The organism is Micromonospora sp. RB23 (genome assembly GCF_053585025.1).
In genome coordinates this window covers 3,722,660-3,738,848 of sequence record NZ_CM132111.1, presented here as the reverse complement: position 1 = coordinate 3,738,848, position 16,189 = coordinate 3,722,660, and the positions used below count along the sequence as shown (strand labels likewise).

15 protein-coding genes are annotated in these 16,189 nt (G+C 73.7%); 5 read left to right on the top strand and 10 right to left on the bottom strand.

Going from position 1 to position 16,189, the window contains the following annotated elements:
* Positions 1-15 precede the first annotated feature (15 nt).
* The 5 genes from ACTFTM_RS17300 to ACTFTM_RS17280 form a co-directional block, all read right to left on the bottom strand.
* Complete coding sequence (locus ACTFTM_RS17300) at positions 16-714, bottom strand: carboxypeptidase-like regulatory domain-containing protein (protein WP_449561500.1); 699 nt, start codon at positions 712-714, stop codon at positions 16-18.
* Positions 711-1,319, bottom strand: a complete 609-nt coding sequence (locus ACTFTM_RS17295; protein WP_449561499.1) for a glycine zipper family protein — start codon at positions 1,317-1,319, stop codon at positions 711-713. The genes ACTFTM_RS17300 and ACTFTM_RS17295 overlap by 4 nt, the downstream gene beginning before the upstream one ends.
* A 13-nt stretch (positions 1,320-1,332) precedes the next feature.
* A complete protein-coding gene (locus tag ACTFTM_RS17290; protein WP_422740453.1) occupies positions 1,333-1,668 on the bottom strand; it encodes a hypothetical protein in 336 nt (111 codons plus the stop codon).
* Between the two features lie 150 nt (positions 1,669-1,818).
* On the bottom strand, positions 1,819-2,625 hold the full coding sequence (locus ACTFTM_RS17285; protein ID WP_449561498.1) for an LppM family (lipo)protein: 807 nt from the start codon (positions 2,623-2,625) through the stop codon (positions 1,819-1,821).
* 162 nt (positions 2,626-2,787) lie between these two features.
* Entirely contained in the window at positions 2,788-3,951 is a 1,164-nt protein-coding gene (locus tag ACTFTM_RS17280; RefSeq protein WP_449561497.1) for an FAD-dependent oxidoreductase, read from the bottom strand.
* Positions 3,952-4,019: 68 nt separating this feature from the next.
* On the opposite strand from ACTFTM_RS17280, the gene ACTFTM_RS17275 reads away from it, so the two are divergent.
* Both ACTFTM_RS17275 and ACTFTM_RS17270 read left to right on the top strand, forming a co-directional pair.
* Entirely contained in the window at positions 4,020-4,649 is a 630-nt protein-coding gene (locus tag ACTFTM_RS17275) for a TetR/AcrR family transcriptional regulator (RefSeq protein WP_449561496.1), read from the top strand.
* A 142-nt stretch (positions 4,650-4,791) separates the two neighbouring features.
* Positions 4,792-5,916 (top strand): FUSC family protein, encoded by a 1,125-nt coding sequence (locus ACTFTM_RS17270; protein WP_449561495.1) that lies wholly within the window; start codon positions 4,792-4,794, stop codon positions 5,914-5,916.
* A gap of 12 nt (positions 5,917-5,928) precedes the next feature.
* On the opposite strand, the gene ACTFTM_RS17265 is transcribed toward ACTFTM_RS17270, so the two are convergent.
* Positions 5,929-6,630 (bottom strand): alpha/beta hydrolase, encoded by a 702-nt coding sequence (locus tag ACTFTM_RS17265; protein WP_449561494.1) that lies wholly within the window; start codon positions 6,628-6,630, stop codon positions 5,929-5,931.
* A 76-nt stretch (positions 6,631-6,706) separates the two neighbouring features.
* On the bottom strand, positions 6,707-7,696 hold the full coding sequence (locus tag ACTFTM_RS17260) for a LacI family DNA-binding transcriptional regulator (RefSeq protein ID WP_449561493.1): 990 nt from the start codon (positions 7,694-7,696) through the stop codon (positions 6,707-6,709).
* 161 nt (positions 7,697-7,857) lie between these two features.
* On the opposite strand from ACTFTM_RS17260, the gene ACTFTM_RS17255 reads away from it, so the two are divergent.
* Both ACTFTM_RS17255 and ACTFTM_RS17250 read left to right on the top strand, forming a co-directional pair.
* Complete coding sequence (locus tag ACTFTM_RS17255) at positions 7,858-9,147, top strand: MFS transporter (RefSeq protein WP_449561492.1); 1,290 nt, start codon at positions 7,858-7,860, stop codon at positions 9,145-9,147.
* Between the two features lie 73 nt (positions 9,148-9,220).
* Positions 9,221-10,117 (top strand): aldo/keto reductase, encoded by an 897-nt coding sequence (locus ACTFTM_RS17250; protein ID WP_449561491.1) that lies wholly within the window; start codon positions 9,221-9,223, stop codon positions 10,115-10,117.
* Between the two features lie 67 nt (positions 10,118-10,184).
* On the opposite strand, the gene ACTFTM_RS17245 is transcribed toward ACTFTM_RS17250, so the two are convergent.
* From ACTFTM_RS17245 to ACTFTM_RS17235, 3 genes are all read right to left on the bottom strand, one after another.
* Positions 10,185-10,847: a hypothetical protein gene (locus ACTFTM_RS17245; RefSeq protein WP_449561490.1), complete on the bottom strand. Its 663-nt coding sequence runs from the start codon at positions 10,845-10,847 to the stop codon at positions 10,185-10,187.
* Positions 10,848-10,857: 10 nt separating this feature from the next.
* Positions 10,858-13,020: an RNA polymerase recycling motor ATPase HelR gene (gene helR / locus ACTFTM_RS17240; protein ID WP_449566660.1), complete on the bottom strand. Its 2,163-nt coding sequence runs from the start codon at positions 13,018-13,020 to the stop codon at positions 10,858-10,860.
* A gap of 124 nt (positions 13,021-13,144) precedes the next feature.
* The gene (locus ACTFTM_RS17235; protein ID WP_449561489.1) at positions 13,145-13,660 is read right to left on the bottom strand and encodes a hypothetical protein; all 516 of its coding nucleotides are present in this window, start codon (positions 13,658-13,660) and stop codon (positions 13,145-13,147) included.
* A gap of 224 nt (positions 13,661-13,884) precedes the next feature.
* On the opposite strand from ACTFTM_RS17235, the gene ACTFTM_RS17230 reads away from it, so the two are divergent.
* Positions 13,885-16,173, top strand: a complete 2,289-nt coding sequence (locus tag ACTFTM_RS17230; protein WP_449561488.1) for an ATP-binding protein — start codon at positions 13,885-13,887, stop codon at positions 16,171-16,173.
* Positions 16,174-16,189: the final 16 nt, after the last annotated feature.

Sequence of the window (16,189 nt, the reverse complement as noted above, 5' to 3'; positions counted from 1 at the left end):
CTGTGCGGGTGGGCGTCAGTGGGTCGGTGGCGCGCAGACGATGACGATGTCGTCGTCGTCCGCGTCGACGTCTGCGGTGAGCACGAGCCCGCGACCGCTCAGCCGCAGCCGTACCGGATGGGGGTGTTCGGGGTCGTGCGGGACCCCGGCGAGCAGGAACCGACCGTCGGGGCCGGTGCGGGTTGCGGAGGCCATGCCGGGCACCTCGACGCGCATGGCGGCGAGGGGCTGGTCCTGGGGGCCGACGACCCGGCCGGCGAGCGCCCGCACCGCGACCTGACGCAGCCGCAGCGGTTGCAGGACCGGGGGCGCGGCCGGTGTCGGGTGGTCCACCTGAGCGGGGACGTCGATCAGCAGCGCCGGGCGGGGCGCGGCGTCCAGCGCGTGCCACAGCGCCGCCGCGCCGGCTTCCAGCACCACCGGGTAGCGGCCGTCCCGGGTCGCGGCGGCGAGCACCCGGTCCAGCACGGCGAGCCCGGCCGGACCGGCCACGCACAGCAGGTAGCGGACCGTGAACCGGTACGGCTCGCGGACCGCGCCGCTGGAGCGGGTCTGCTGGGCCGGGCGCAGTTCGAGGGGCCACAGGGTCAGCCCTTCGGCGTCGCCGCCCGCGCGGGGCGGACCGATCGGGACGGGTTCCTCCGCCGCGCCGGTCAGCCATTCGACCAGCTCCGCGGTGGCCCTCTCGATCGGTCCGCGCCCGTCGGTGGTCATCGCGGCGGCGTCCCCTGGATGCGGTACGCGATGGCCTCGTTCCAGACGTGCGGGTAGACGCCGATCTCGAAGTAGCGGGTGAAGCGGTTGATCGGCGCGTTGGTGTGGTCGTGGTAGAGCAGCCAGATCGGCGCGATCGTGAACAGCGCGTAGTTCGCCAGCACCAGCGGGATGTAGAGCGGTCCGAGCAGTCGCGCCTGGAAGATGTGCACGTCCTCGTGGCGTTGGATGCTGGAGTTGGAGCCGGCGCAGACGGTGCCGATGGTGGTGGCGTAGCGCGGGGAGACCCCCTCCACCACGCAGACCCGGCCGCTGGCGGCCGACGTGGGCCGGTCCAGCGAGTGGCCGAAGACGAGGTGCACGACCAGGTAGACGGCCCCGACCACCGTGTTGAGCAGGCTCCACGTGTGGTCGACGACGAACAGGACGATGCCGCGGGCGTCCGGGCCGTACACCCCGGCGGAGGTGACCGCCCAGCCGAACACCGCCCCGACCAGCAGGCCCACGACGGCACCGACGAGCAGGCCGATCGGGCCGCCGACCAGAAGGCCGAGGACCGCGCCGCCGGCCATCTGGATCACCGCGCTGAGGATTCCGAAGATCATGACATCACCCCCTTCAGACCCAGGAGCGGAAGACTCGGGGCTCGCGACCGCTCGCGAGCTGGGTGGGTGTGGCCTGCCGGTTGCCGGGCGGGAACTGGTTGACGCCGAGCGCGGCGGAGAAGATCACCAGCGCGTTGAAGAACGCGATGATCCACTTCTCGGCGCCGACGTCGTCGGCGAACGCCGCCGACACGTAGGACAGCAGCAGGGCGATGGCGATGGCGATCCACTTGCGGAGCTTGTCGCCGCTCGGGCCGATCAACCCGCCGATGACGTTGGTGGCCAGCAGGGTGGCGGCGCTCGCGCCGGCGAGGCTGCCCAGGGCTGCCCAGGTGAAGAGATCGTTCACGGCGATCCCCCCTCTTCTGCGATGGTGCGACCGGGATGTGGTGGTGGTGAGGCCGGCGCTTCCCGTGCGGGGAGCGCCGACGCCGGTCGCCGTCGTCGCGGGGCGGCCGGGGCCGGGAGGTGGCCGGCGCGGGCCGGCCACCGGAATGGATCAGCCGGGCCCGGGCGCGCCGGCGGGCGGCCCCGGCGGGGTCGCGCCGGGCGCGGTCGGGTCGGGCGCGGCCGCACCGGCCGCCGCCGGCGCCGTCGAGCGACGGCGACGCAGCAGGAGTACGACCACCGCGGCGAGGACCAGCAGCAGGAGTACGCCGCCAACGACCAGCAGCCACGGGAAACCACCCGAGTCGCTGTCGGCGGCTGCCGGTGAGGTCGAGGGACGGGGCGGCGCCTCGGCAACGGCGCGCAGCTCCGTCGGCTTGTCCTGGTTGGAGTCGACCTTCCAGGTGACCGATCGACCGTTGACGGTGCCATTGGTGTCGATCACCCGTCCGGGAAATGTCACCGAGATCTCGAACGACATCAGCTTGAGGAACGCCTGCTGCTGTTGAGGATTCTGCTGGGCGATTTTCCCGCCGTATTTCTTCGGGTCCAGTGGCAACGTGAAACGGTAGAAGTCGCCGTCCCGGACCAGTTTGACGCTCTCGCTGTCGAAGCCCGCGAGCGGCGCCCTGCGGTAATTGATCTGGCTGCCGAAGAGTTTGCTGTCCTCGTAGGTGGTCTCCTCGCCGGGAGGCAGCGCCGGAATGTTCTGCCGCAGCTCGGCGAAGGCGGCCGGGATGTTCTTGTTGCGGGCGCTCAGCAGGGACTTCTGGGCGGTCAGCAGCAACTGCCCGTCGACCGTGTCGTCGGCGTTCACGGTGAGGCCGATGTTGAGTTGCATGCAGCCGCTCAGCGCGACGAGGAGAAGGAGACACACCGCGACGCGGAGTGCCCTACCGCGGTTGACGCTCCTGTTCATGCGCTCAGTGTGTGTGATCGCTTTCACCATCAGCAGTCAGCGATCGGTCACAAGGCAGTCGCCGATTGTACCGGCGCACTGTCGTATTCGGCCGAGGCCGGAAGCGGTCCCGAAGAATAGACTGGAATTTTGCGCCCACGCCTGCCGGAGCGCCGCCATTCTTCAGCCCTGCGGCGGTCGCCAGTCGGTGCACCACGTCATGCTCCGCAGCGCGGCGCTGCCCGGCGTGAGGCGCAGCACGGCCGTGCGCGCCGCGAGGGCGAGGGGGTTGCGCAGTTGCTGGCCGTACCGGCCGGCGCGCAGGGAGGCGCGGGCGACGGCCTGGGTGCGCCCGCGGCGCTGCTCGTCGTACGCGGCGAGGGCGGCGGGCAGTCCGGCCGCGCCGTCGGCGCAGACCACCCCGAGCACCACCGCGTCCTCGATGGCCTGGCAGGCGCCCTGCCCGAGGTTCGGCGTCATCGCGTGGGCGGCGTCGCCGAGCAGCGCCACCCGTCCCCGCACGTACGAGGGCAGCGGCGTGGCCAGGTGGTGGATGTCGTTGCGCAGCACCACCCCGGGCGGGGTCGCCGCCAGCAGGGCGGGAATGGGGTCGTGCCAACCGCCGAAGTGCTCCCGTACGGCCGCCAACTCGTCCGGAGCGTGGCCGCCGGGTGGCGCGGTGAGGGCCGCGTACCAGTAGACGTGGTCCGCGCCGATCGGCACCATGCCGAACTCGGCGCCGGGCCCCCAGGTGATCGCCGTGGGGAGCGGGTCGGGGAACGCGACGGCGGCCCGCCAGGTGGTCGAGCCGGCGTACACCGGTGCGGGGATGTCCGGCCAGAGCTGGGCACGCAGTCGACTGCGCAGGCCGTCGGCGCCGACCACCAGGTCGGCGTCGAGGCTCTGTGGGCCGTCGGCGCCGTGGTAGCGGACCGTGGCGTGATCGGTGTCGGACTCGACGTGCTCGACCTTCGCCCCCGTCCGGAGCGACGACGCGGGCAACGCCTCGCGCAGGACGCGGTGCAGGGTGGCCCGGTGCACGCCGAGCGCGGTGGTGCCGAGCTGCCGGACCATCTCGGCGGGGTCCACCCGGGACAGCCACCGGCCGCGCGGGTTCCGGATTCCGCCGGGGGCCTCGCCGTGGGCGCCGGACCGCAGCGTCGACCCCAGGCCGAGGGCGTCCAGGGCGCGCATCGCGTTGGTCATCAGGGTCAGGCCGGCGCCCACCTCGCGCAGTTGCGGGGCGCGTTCCAGCACGGTGACCCGCCAGCCGCGCCGGTGCAGGGCGAGCGCCGCGCTCAGTCCACCGATGCCGCCGCCGACCACCACCGCGTGCGAGTCGCTCATGTCGTCCACCCTTCTACACCTGTAGAAGAGCGATACTACATCCGCACCTCGCCAAGAAGGAGATCCCTGTGACGGCCCGCGCCCACCGGATCGCGCGCTTGACCGACGCGGCCATCGAGCTGATCGCCGACGGCGGAATGCGGGCGCTGACCCACCGGGCCGTGGACGCCCGCGCCGAGCTGCCGCCCGGCACCACCTCGGCGTACCTGCGCACCCGCCAGGCGCTGATCGAGGCGGTGGTGCAACGCCTCGTCGAGCGGGACCGGGTCGACCTGGCCGCGTACGACCTGCCGACCGAACCGCCCGCCCCGCAGCCCGGTCCGCGCCTCGGCAGCGACGACCTCGACCAGCTCGCCGCCGGGGTGGCCGAGGTGCTCGACCGCTGGCTGAGCGTCGGCCGCAGCCGCTCGCTGGCCCGCTACGCGTGCCTGCTGGAGGCGGTCCACCGCCCCGAACTGCGCGGCATCCTGCAACACGGCACCGGCATCCGGGCGCAGTCCCGCGACCTGCTGACCCGCGCCGGCGCCACCGATCCCGACCGGCAGGGCGACCAGTTCGTCGCGTACGTCGACGGGTTGCTCTTCGACCGTCTGGTCGGCGCGGGCGCGCTCACCGCCCCGCCCCCCGGCACCCCGGCCAGCCGCGCCGATCTCGCGGACGCCGTCCGTACGCTGCTGCGCGCCCTGACCGGGAGCTGAGCGGGGGCCGGGATCGTGCGACGGGCGGCCCGGCCGGCGGGTCCGCCGCGCGATGGTGGACGATCGCGGGAAGGGCGAGCCGGCGGACGCCGGTTGTCGCCGACGGCCCGTACCGGGGTCGGTCGACCGCTGGGAGGTGGCGATGGCGTGGTTCGCGGGCCTGCGGGTCGCCGGTCGCCGGCTGCGGCAGGGGTGGCGGCCGGTGCTGGAGGCGACCGTCGCGGCGACCGTGGCCTGGCTGCTCGCCACCCGCCTGCTCGGGCATCCGCAGCCGTTCTTCGCGCCGGCCGCCGCGCTGATCGTCCTCGGTCAGGCCCGTGGGCAGCGCATCCGGCGGGCGGTCGAGGTCGTGCTCGGGGTGGCCGCGGGGGTGCTCGTCGCGGACCTGGTCGTGCAGGCGCTCGGCCCCGGCAGCACGTGGACGGTCTGCACGGTCATCCTGCTCACCGTCCTGCTCGCGGTCGCCTTCGGCGCCACCGGCGTCACCCTCGTACAGGCCGCCGTCTCCGCGCTCTACCTGGTGGTGGTCGCGCCGCCGGACGGATCGCTGGTGCCGTTCCGCTTCGTCGACGCGCTGATCGGCGGCGCGGTGGCGCTCGCCGTCAGCCTCCTCGTCGACGCCCGGCACCCGCTCGCGCCGCTCGCCGCCGAGGTGCGGCACACCTTCGACGAGTTGGCCGGTCTGCTGGGCGAGATCGCCGACGCGCTGGACGGGCGCGATGAGACGGCGGCGGTGGCCGCCCTGACCCGCGCCCGGGGCATGGACGCCCGGGTCGACGGACTGCGCGACGGCGTGCTCGCCGCCGGTGAGGCGCTACGGCTCAACGTGCGCCGACGTCGGCACATCGGCCGGTTGCGGTCGGTGGACGAGTCGGTCCGGCAGATCGACTACGTGGTCCGCAACGTGCGGGTGCTGGCCCGCGCGGGCGTGACCCTCAGTCGACTCGGTGCCCCCACCCCGCCCGAGCTGGGCGACGCGCTGCGCTGCCTGGTGGAGGCGGTCCGGGAGGCCGGCGCCGCGCTCGCCGCCGACCTGGACGGGCAGGAGGAGGTCGCCGACCGGCACGCCGTACGGGCGGACGAGGCGGCGCTGGCTGCCGTCCGCACCGCCGGACAGCTCTTCGGGTCGACTCAGACCCTCCCTCTCGCCATGATCATCGGTCAGGTCCGGGCGACGGCCATCGACCTGCTGCGGGGCGTGCACCCCGACGACGACGTCGCCGTCCTGGCCCGCGTGGACGCGGCCCTCGGCCTGCCCGCCGTCTGATCGACGCACCGGTCACCCGGTGAGCCACCCGGTGGCCCTCGCGCGGATCCCGGCGGGCAGCTCGTGGCCGCCGGGAAACTCCTCGTAGGTGACGTCGTAGCCGATTCCGCGCAGGTGCGGCACGAAGCGGCGGCTGCACACGTCGGCGGGCAGCACGGGGTCGTCCACCCCGTGCGAGACGAAGATCCGTGGCCGCCCGCGGACGACCGGCGGCGCGGCGAAGCCGGGGGAGAAGGCCAGCACCGCGTCGACCAGGTCGCCGTTGGCCAGGCCCAGCGAGAGCGCGTACGAGGCGCCGTCGGAGAAACCGCCGAGCGTCACACCGCGTACGGGGTAGCCGTCGAACGCGCTGGCCACCAACGCGTCGATGTGCCCGACGTCCACCCCGAAGCCACCGGCGATCAGGTCCCAACTGGTCGCCGACGACTGCGGGGCGATCAGCAGCAGGCGGTGCGCGTCCGCGACCGGCAGCAGCAGGTCCAGTCCGTGCCGGGCGGACGCGCCGGCCCCGTGCAGCAGCACCACCAGCCGGTACGGGGCGCCGTCGGCGGCCGGCTCCGGCACGTACGCCATCGCGGGCCGGCCCCCGTCGCCGCCCGGCAGCGGCACGATGCCGGTCGGCCCGGTCACCACCGGCGGGTGCGGGCGTGCGGTCAACCGGCCGTGCCGGTGACCCTGCGCGGGCTCCCGGCTCGGCGGCGCGGGGTCGGACACGGGCCACCAGCTCCTCGCGGTCGACGAGAGGTGCGACGCGGTTACCCGGCCGGCCGCCCGGTTAACGGGCGGCCGCTCAGGCGCTGTCGCGGGCCACCAGGTCGGACGGGAAGAGCGTCACGGGCGCTCCCGGGCGACCGGCCAGCACGGCGGTGGCCGCCGCGGCGGCGATCCGACCCACGGGGTGACTCGCGGTGGTGAGCGCCGGCGCGGTCATCCCGGCCAGCGGGATGTCGTCGAAGCCGGCCACCGCCACGTCACTGGGCACCCGCACCCCGTCCTCGCGCAGCGCCGCGATCACCCCGAGGGCCGTCTCGTCGCTGATCGCGTAGATCGCGTCGACGTCCGGCCACCGGCGGAGCGCCTCGCCGGCCGCCTCCCGGCCCCGCGCCGCCGTGAAGTCCCCGCGCACGACCCGCTCGGGCAGGCCGACCTCGCGCATCAGGTCGCGGTACGCCCACACCGGCCGCTGCGCGCACGGCAGCCACCGCGGGCCGGTCACCATGGCGATCCGGCGGCGGCCCGTTGAGTACAGGTGGCGCAACACCGCGCCCGCCCCGGTGGTGTTGTCGACATCGAACGACGGCACCCTGGCCGAGCCGATGCCGATCGAGGCGATCCGGCCGTGCAACGCCCGGGGTACCGCCTCCAACAGGTCCTCGGTGGTGTTGACCAGCACGACCCCGCACACGCTGCGGTCGGCGGCGAGCTGGTCGAGGCCGTGCGGGTCGCCCAGCGGCAGCCAGTGCAGGGCCACCCCGATGCCGGCCGGCGCGCACACCCGGGCGGCCGAGCCGACCACGCGGTCCACGTACGGGTCGTCCAGGACGGCGGCGCTGGTTCCCAGGGCGGCCACCACCAGCCGCACGCCGCCGCCGCGGACCAGCGCGCGAGCGGCCGGGTTGGGCACGTAGCCGAGTTGGTCGGCGGCCGTCACCACCCGTGCCCGGGCGGCCGGCGAGGCGAACCCCGTGCCGGCGATCACCCGTGAGGCGGTGGACCGGGACACTCCGGCGGCCCGGGCGACGTCCTCCAGAGTCGCCGGGCGGTGCGCCGCTGCCGTCATCGTGTCCTCCCCGACGGCGCCCGCCCCCGCGGGCGTGCGCCTGCCAGGAATCATCCCCCGACCTGCGGGGTCTCGGTAAGGGGTGGTGACCCGCTTGTGGTGGTAGCGCTCTCAGGTGTGCGATCGTGCCAGGAGATCACCCCAAGGAAGAGGACCACCCCGTGAGTGCCCCCACCAGTCCCGCCGTCGCACCGGACACCACCGTGCCGACGCGGGCCGTCCGGCTCGCCCGTAACGGCGTCGCCTTCACCTTCACCCTGAACGGCCTTGCCGTCGGCAGCTGGTTCTCCCGGGTGCCGGCCGTCCGGGAGGCGCTGGACCTGTCCGCCGGCCGCCTCGGACTGCTGTTGCTGGCGCTGAGCGTCGGCGCGCTGCTCGCCATGCCGACGTCCGGGCTGCTCGCCCAGCGCCTCGGCTCGGCCCGCACGGTGACCCTCTCCACCGTGCTGGTCGCGGTGGGCCTGATCGTGGCCGGGTTGGGCGCGACGGTCGCCGGGTCGACCGTCGTCGTCGCGCTGGGGATGGTCGCCTTCGGCTACGGCTCCGGCGCCTGTGACGTGGCGATGAACGTCGAGGGCGCCGCCGTGGAGCGTCGGTTGGGGCGTACCGTCATGCCTCGCTTCCACGCGGCCTGGAGCCTCGGCTCGGTGGCCGGCGCGGGCGTCGGCGCGGCGGCGGCCCGCCTGGACGTGCCGGTCGGCGCGCACCTCGCGGTGATGGCCGTGGTGGTCCTGGTCGGCACCGTCTTCGCCTCCCGGGCGTACCTGCCGCAGCCGGTCCCGGACGCGGCCGACGGGCCGACGGACACCAGTCCGGCCGGCCGTCGGCGGGCCCAGCTCGCGGCCTGGCGCGAGCCCCGCACCCTGCTGATCGGGCTGTTCGTGCTGGTGGCGGCCTTCACCGAGGGCAGCGCCAACGACTGGCTGGCCGTCGCGTTCGTGGACGGCCGGGACCTGAGCGAGGCGGCCGGGGCGGCGGTCTTCGGCGTGTTCGTCGTCGGCATGACCCTCGGTCGTACCGCCGGAACGATCGCGCTGGACCGCTGGGGCCGGGTGCCGGTCCTCAGCGGCACCGTCCTGCTCGCCGCCGCCGGCGCGACGCTGGCCGTGCTGGCCGGCTCGGGACCGGTGGCCATCGTCGGCGTCGCGCTGTGGGGGATCGGCGCGTCACTCGGCTTCCCCGTCGGCATGAGCGCGGCGGCCGACGAGGAGGCGCACGCGGCGGTACGGGTCAGCGTCGTCGCGGTGATCGGCTACACGGCCTTCCTGGGTGGCCCGCCGCTGCTGGGGCTGCTCGGCGACCACGTCGGCGTCCTGCGGGCGCTGCTGGTGGTGCCGCTGCTGCTCCTGCCGACGTTGGCGCTGGTGCCGGCGCTGCGCCCGCCGCGCGCCGAGTCGCGGGAGCCGGAAGAGGCCGCCGCCGGGCAGGCGTTGGCAGCACACCAAAACTAGCCCGGATCGGGGCCCACCGGTATCGGGCGCGCGGCCGAGTGCGCCGCGCGCCCGTGCTGGCTACGGTCGCCCGATGCCAACCGACGAGATCACCGCCGCCGCGGCGGGCACCTGGACCCTGGGCGACCGCACGGTGCGCCGGATGGGCTTCGGCTCGATGCGGATCACCGCGAATCCCGACCGCGAGCGCGCGGTAGCGCTGCTGCGCCGCGCGGTGGAGCTGGGCGTCAACCACATCGACACGGCCGCGTTCTACGTCTCGCCCGGCGGAACCCTGCGGGTGGGCACCGGTCCCGCCCGGTACGCCACCGAGCTGATCCGGGCCGCCCTCGCTCCGTACCCCGAGGACCTGGTGATCGCCACCAAGGTCGGCTTCGGCTACGACCCGGTGGCGGGGTTCAGCGAGGCGGTCACACCTGGGCAGCTCCGCGCGCAGGTCGAGGAGAACCTGCGCCGTCTCGGCCGCGACCAGCTCGACGTGGTGAACCTGCGGCTCGGCCGGGGGCCGGGCGCGGTGCCGCTGGTCGAACGGTTCGGCGCGCTGGCCGAGCTGCGCGACGCCGGGCTGATCCGGCACCTCGGGTTGTCGAACGTCCGGCCCGAGCAGCTGGACGAGGTGGCCGGCATCGCGCCCGTGGTCTGCGTGCAGAACAACTACGGCGTGGACGCCTACCGTGAGCAGGACGCCTTCGTCCGGGAGTGCGGTGTGCGGGGGATCGCCTACGTGCCGTTCTTCGCGCTGGCCGGAACGTCCCGGGAGGCGGGCGCGACCGCCGCGCAGGGCGCGGCCGTCGAGGCGGTCGCCCGCGACCACGGCGTCACCACCTCGCAGGTACGGCTGGCCTGGACCCTGCACCAGGGCCGTCACGTCCTCGCCATCCCCGGCACCGGCGACCCGGCACACCTCGAGGAGAACGTCGCCGCCGCCGCCCTCCACCTGACCCCGCAGGACCTGACCCGCCTGGGCTGACCGTCGTTCCCGGTGATCATGAAGTTGGCGTCGTCGACGCCGGCGCGTCACGTCGATAACTTCATGATCACCGGAACCAGACGCGGAGAGGGCCCGCGGGGACGAAGCCGGCTCTGCGGGCCCGGGGCAGGTCCGGCGCGGACTCGTAGCCGACCAGGGTCACGCCGGGCCGGGCGGCGACGACCGCACGCCAGATCTCGTCCGGGTCGGCGGTGTGCGTGAACACGTTGGAGACGCCGCACGGATCGTCGCCGCTGAGCACCGCACCGCCGACGACAGCGCCGTCCTCGTCGTGGCGGGCCAGCACCGTGATGCGCGGGTCGGTCAGCAGCGCCGGTCGGAACAGGCTCCCACCGCCGTGCGCGCTCGCCCAGGCCGCCAGCTCGTACCCGGTGGTGACGCGGGTGAGCGGCGGGCCGGGCGGCGGATCGGCCGGCGGACGGTGGATCCACTGCGCGTCGAGGAGCACCCGGAACCCGTACGCCGCCAGCTCGAGGTCGGCGAAGCTGTCCTTCACCGACGCGCCCGCCCCGGCGTCGATCCGCGCGAGCAGCGCTTCGGCGTCGACGCCGGGGCGCAGGGTGACGGCGTCCGGATACCAGGGTGGGGAGCGGTGCGGCACCGACCACGCGTCGGCGTCGATCCGGCCGGTGAACCCGTGGCTGGCGCACACGGCGTCGCACCAGCGCGCGTTGTCGAGCGCCGCCGCCTCCCGCACATCCCGGAGCACGCCCGGCAGCCTACGGGCTGTCGGTGAGGACGACGAGTTGCCGGGTCGCGCGGGTCATCGCCACGTACCTGTCGACGGCACCCTGGACGCCCTCGCCGAACAGGTGCGGGTTGACCAGAACGACCAGGTCGAACTCGAGTCCCTTGGACAGCTCCGGGGGCAACGACCGGACCCGATCCGTCGGCGTGCAGGTGGGGTCGCCGATGACGCAGGCGATTCCCTCGGCGTGCTCCGCCAGCCAGCCGTCGACGATCGCGTCCCGGTCGGCCACCGAGCCGTGGGTGACGGGGATCCCGTTGCCGCGGATCGAAGTCGGCACGTTCGCGTCCGGCAGTACGGCCCGGATGACCGGTTCGGCCTGCGCCATGACCTCCCGAGGCGTCCGGTAGTTGATGGTCAACGAGGTCATGGTCACCCCGTCGAGTCCGACGCGCGCGAGTCGTCGCTCCCACGACCCGGTGAACCCGTGCCGGGCCTGGGCCCGGTCCCCGACAATGGTGAAGCTGCGCGAGGGGCACCGCGACAGCAGCATCTGCCACTGCGCGTCGGTCAGCTCCTGCGCCTCGTCCACGACGATGTGTGCGAACGGGCCGGCCAACAGGTCCGCGGTGACGCCGGGCAGGACGGCCTCGTCGACGAGCGCGTCCTGCAGGTCCAGTTGGCGCAGGCTCGACAGCACGCCCTCGCCGTCGTCGTAGGTGTGCGCCTCGATCAGCTCGTCGACGACAGTCGCCATGCGCGCCCGCTCGGCGGCGATCGTGGCCTCCCGGCGGCGGGTACGCCCGGACGCCTCCGGATCGCCGAGCCGCTGCCGTGCCGCGTCCAGCAGCGGCAGGTCGGACACCGTCCACGCGCGGGCGTCGGCCCGCTGGAGCCGGCGGACGTCCTCGGCCGCGAGCCAGGGAGCGCACCTGCGCAGATAGGCGGGTACCGACCACAGGTCCGCGACGATGTCGGCCGCGTCGAGCATCGGCCAGGCGCGGTTGACGGTCGTACGGAGTTCCGCGTCACGCCGCAGCGCCGCACGTACGAGGTCCTCCGGCTCGTCGCCGTCGTACCTGCCGAGCAGGATGCTCAACAGCTCGTCCCAGATCTCGTCGCGGGCCTCGTTGTGTGGGGTGCCCGGACCGGGCGCCTCGAACGCCTGAGCCCAGTCGTCGGCGCTCAGCCGGATGTCGGCGTCGCCGGCCGTGACCGTCATTGCCGTCGTCGGCGGCTCCTCGTAGAAGCGGACGGCCGCGTCGATCGCCCGCACCAGATCGACCGAGGACTTGAGGCGGTCCACCTCCGGGTCGGTCTCGACGGCCGCCGCGGCGCCCTGCGGCACGAGGTCCCGCAGGGTGCAGGTCTGGACGTCCTCCTCGCCGAGGCTGGGCAGGACGTCCGCGACGTACGACAGGTAGGGCTGGTGCGGTCCGACGAAGAGCACCCCGCCGCGACCCTGCCGCAGGCGCGGGTCGGAGTAGAGCAGGTACGCGGTGCGGTGCAGGGCGACGACGGTCTTGCCCGTGCCCGGACCACCGTCGACGACGAGCGCGCCGCGTGATCCGGCCCGGATGATGGCGTCCTGGTCGGCCTGGATGGTGCCGAGCACGTCGCGCATCCGGGCCGACCGGTTGCCGCCGAGGCTGGCGATGAACGCCGACTGGTCGTCCAGCGCCGCGTGTCCCTCGAACCCGTCCGGGGTGAACACCTCGTCCCAGTAGTCGCTGATCCGGCCGAGGGTCCAGCGGTACCGGCGTCGGCTCGCGAGGCCCATCGGGTTGGCGTGGGTTGCTCCGAAGAACGGCGCGGCCGCGGGGGAGCGCCAGTCGAGCAGTAGTCGGCGGCCGTCGCCGTCGCTGAGACCGAACCGTCCGATGTAGACCGGCTCGGGGTCGTCCGCGTGAACGATGCGGCCGAGACACAGGTCCAGACCGAAACGACGCAGCGCGCGCAGTCGGGCGGTCAGCCGCCGCACCTCCTCGTCCCGGACGACCGCCTGCCGTCCCTTGCCGGCGGGCGCCCGGCGCTCGGCGTCGAGGCGGTCGGACAGGTCGGCGATCGACAGTTGAAGGCTCGTCGCGATCATGGCGAAGTGCTGCTCGTCCCGGGCGACGAGCGCCGGGTCGGCCTTGGCGGCGAGGTTTTCGGGGAGGTCGAACACGCTGGCCGCCGCCGACGACACGCTCATACTCATGGCTCCCGTTTCCGCAGGTCATGGCCTTGGACGGGCCATTCTGCGGTACGCCGGGGGCCTTGCCGCAAGTCCCCCCATGCGGTATATGTTGGATATGGCGGGAGGGTTGTCCCCGTCCTCACGGCTTCCGGTCGGCATAGACAAGATCCATCGTGTCGGTCCGCCCGGCCCAGCGCAGGTCCAGATGCCAGCACCCCGCCCGGGGCATGTCGATGATCGACGGCCCCGGCCCTCCGGCGACCTCGTGGGTCACTCTCGTGTCGGTGCCGTCCAACCTCGCGGTGATCTTCAGGGTGGTCGACGCGTCCGGGGCCGGCGACGTCGTGGCGGGCCGGGCCACCCAAAGGATCTTGTTGCTCGATGCGTCCGGCCGGACCTGCGCCAGCGGGTGGCCGAACAGCACCGCCACGATCTCGCCCCGCGCGCCGAAGACGTGGGGCATCCGGGCGTCCCCGTGGAAACCCTCGTCCGCCCAGTCGGGCAGCGACCCCGTCTCGACGCGCCCCGCGCAGCCCGTCGCCGCCCGCATCGACGGCGAAGCCGGCTCGCCGGCAGTCGTCGCCGGCTGGCCGCCTGCCGTGCAGCCCACCAGCAGCAGTACCGACCCCAGCAGCACCCTGCCCCAAGTGATCATTGCGTTCCCTCTCGACGACGTGTGTCCGGCACCAGGAAGACACCGCTTCGACCCGACAGGTTCCCCTCGGCCTCCCCGCCCAGCGCAACGGCCGCGTTGTCCGCGCCGCTCCCGGCCCCGTTCCGCCCTCCCCTTCCGGAAGCGACCGACCGGGGTTGCGCACGAATTCGCCGACCCGGAACATGAAGAGAATGGTTGGCGGGGGGCCGGACGGAGCCCGCGACGTGGCGGAGTTCGTGGGCCTGCTGCGCCGGTTGAAGGAAGACTCGGGCTGCACCTACCGTCAGTTGGAGCAGCGGGCGGCCCGGCGCGGGGTGGTGCTGGCCCGCAGCACCATCGCGGACACACTGCGCCGCGACGCACTTCCCCGGCCGGACACGTTGATCGCCTTCGTCCGTGCCTGCGCGCCGGGTCAGGACGTCCGTGCCTGGCTGGCGGCCCGCAACCGCCTGGCCACGGCCACCAGCTCGACCTCCGATCTCGGCAGCACGCAGACGCCGGTGCCGCGACAGTTGCCCGCCCCACCCGCGCTCTTCACCGGCCGCACCGACGAGTTGCGCTTCCTCGACGCCACCCTCGGTCAACCGCATCCGTCCACCAGGACGGTCCTGATCTCCGCGGTCGGCGGTGCGGGCGGGATCGGCAAGACCTCACTGGTGTTGCAGTGGGCCCACACGAACGCCGACCGGTTCCCGGACGGGCAGCTGTACGCCGACCTTCGCGGTTTCGGGCCCGACCCCACACCGGTACCGGCGACCGTGACGCTGCGTGGCTTCCTCCAGGCCCTTGGTGTGCCGCCCGCCTCCGTACCGCACACCGTGGACGCGCAGGCAGCGTTGTTCCGCAGCCTGGTCGCGAAGCGCCGCATGCTCATCCTGCTCGACAACGTCCGCGACACCGATCACGTCGTACCGTTGCTGCCCGGCAGTCCCACCTGCACGGTCCTCATCACCAGCCGCCACCAGCTACGTGGTCTGGCCGTCACCCACGGAGCCCGGACTCTCACGCTGGACAAGCTCACCGAGGCCGAGGCGCGGGCACTGCTCGGCGCCCACCTCGGCCAGACACGCGCCGATCAGCACCGCCTCGCACTCGACGCGTTGGTGCGCCACTGCGGTGGCCTGCCATTGGCGCTGGCCATCGTGGCGTCCCGGGCCGCGACGTATCCCGACCACCCTCTCGACGGCCTGGTCCGCGACCTACGCGACAGCACCGTCCGACTCGACGCCCTCACCACCGGAGAACTGCGGGCCGACCTCCGCGCGGTCTTCTCCTGGTCGTACCGTGCGCTGAGCCCGCCGGCTGGCACGTTGTTCGACCTCCTCGGGCTGGTTCCGGCGGTCGACATCAGCCTGCCCGCCGTAGCGAGCCTGGCCGCCGCCTCGCCGCAGCGGGCCCAGGAGCTGACGCGGGAGTTGGAGGACACCGCACTGCTCCGCCAGCACGCGCCCGGCCGCTTCCGGATGCACGACCTGGTCCACCTCTACAGCACGCAGCGCGGTCAGGCCCGACCCGTCGGCGAGAACCAGGAGGCGGTACGCCGGCTGGTCGACTTCTACCTGCACACCGCCTGCGCGGCCGACAGGCTTCTCGATCCGCGTCGTCATCCACTCGTCCTCGGCGCACCGTCGCCCGGCTGCACGCCGGTGGCGCTGACGGACGCGAGCACAGCGATGTCCTGGTTCGACGCCGAACACGAACGGATGCGGGAGAGTCAACGCCTGGCCATGGAACGGATGTGGTTCGCGCAGGTGTGGCAGGTGGCCCGGACGTTGGTCACGTTCCATGCCCGACGTCGGCAGGTCACCGATCAGCTCGCGGTGTGGCGCATGGGCCTGGCCGCGGCGGAGCAGGGCGACGACATCTCGGCGCAGGCCATGGCGCACCGCTACCTGGGCCAGGCCCACAGTCAGAACGGCGAGCACGACGAGGGCACGCGTCACCTGCGCCTGGCCGTCGACCGCGCCCGCGAGGCCGGCGACGCCGCCGAACTGGCACGAGGTCACTACGCGCTGAGCGTCAGCGCGGATCGCGCCGGAGACCCTCGCCGGGCGCTGGTCCACGCCCGTGAGGCGTTGACCCAGTTCCAGGATCTCGCCGACATGGTCGAGGTGGCGCGGGTCCTCAACGCGATCGGCTGGGAGTGCGCCCGGTTGGCGCGCTACGAGGAGGCGCAGGTCAACTGTTCGCGGGCACTGACGTTGTTCCAGGAGCACGGGCACCCTGACGGCGAAGCGGACACCCTGCACAGCCTCGGTCTGATCGCCTGCAACACCGGCCAGGAGGAGTCGGCGTTGGCCTACTACCGACAGGCGCTCACCGTCTACCACGACGTCGGCAACACCCGGGGCGAGGCGGACTGCCTGGAGAGCTTGGGGGGACTGCACGAGAGCCTCGGGCAGCACGGTGACGCCCACGACGCCTGGCAGCGGCTGGTCGTCCTGTTGCGCGCACAGGGCCGCGAGGCGGAAGCCCTCCAGGTCGAGCACCGGATCGGCCCGCCGTCGCGCTGAGATCCCGCAGGCACCC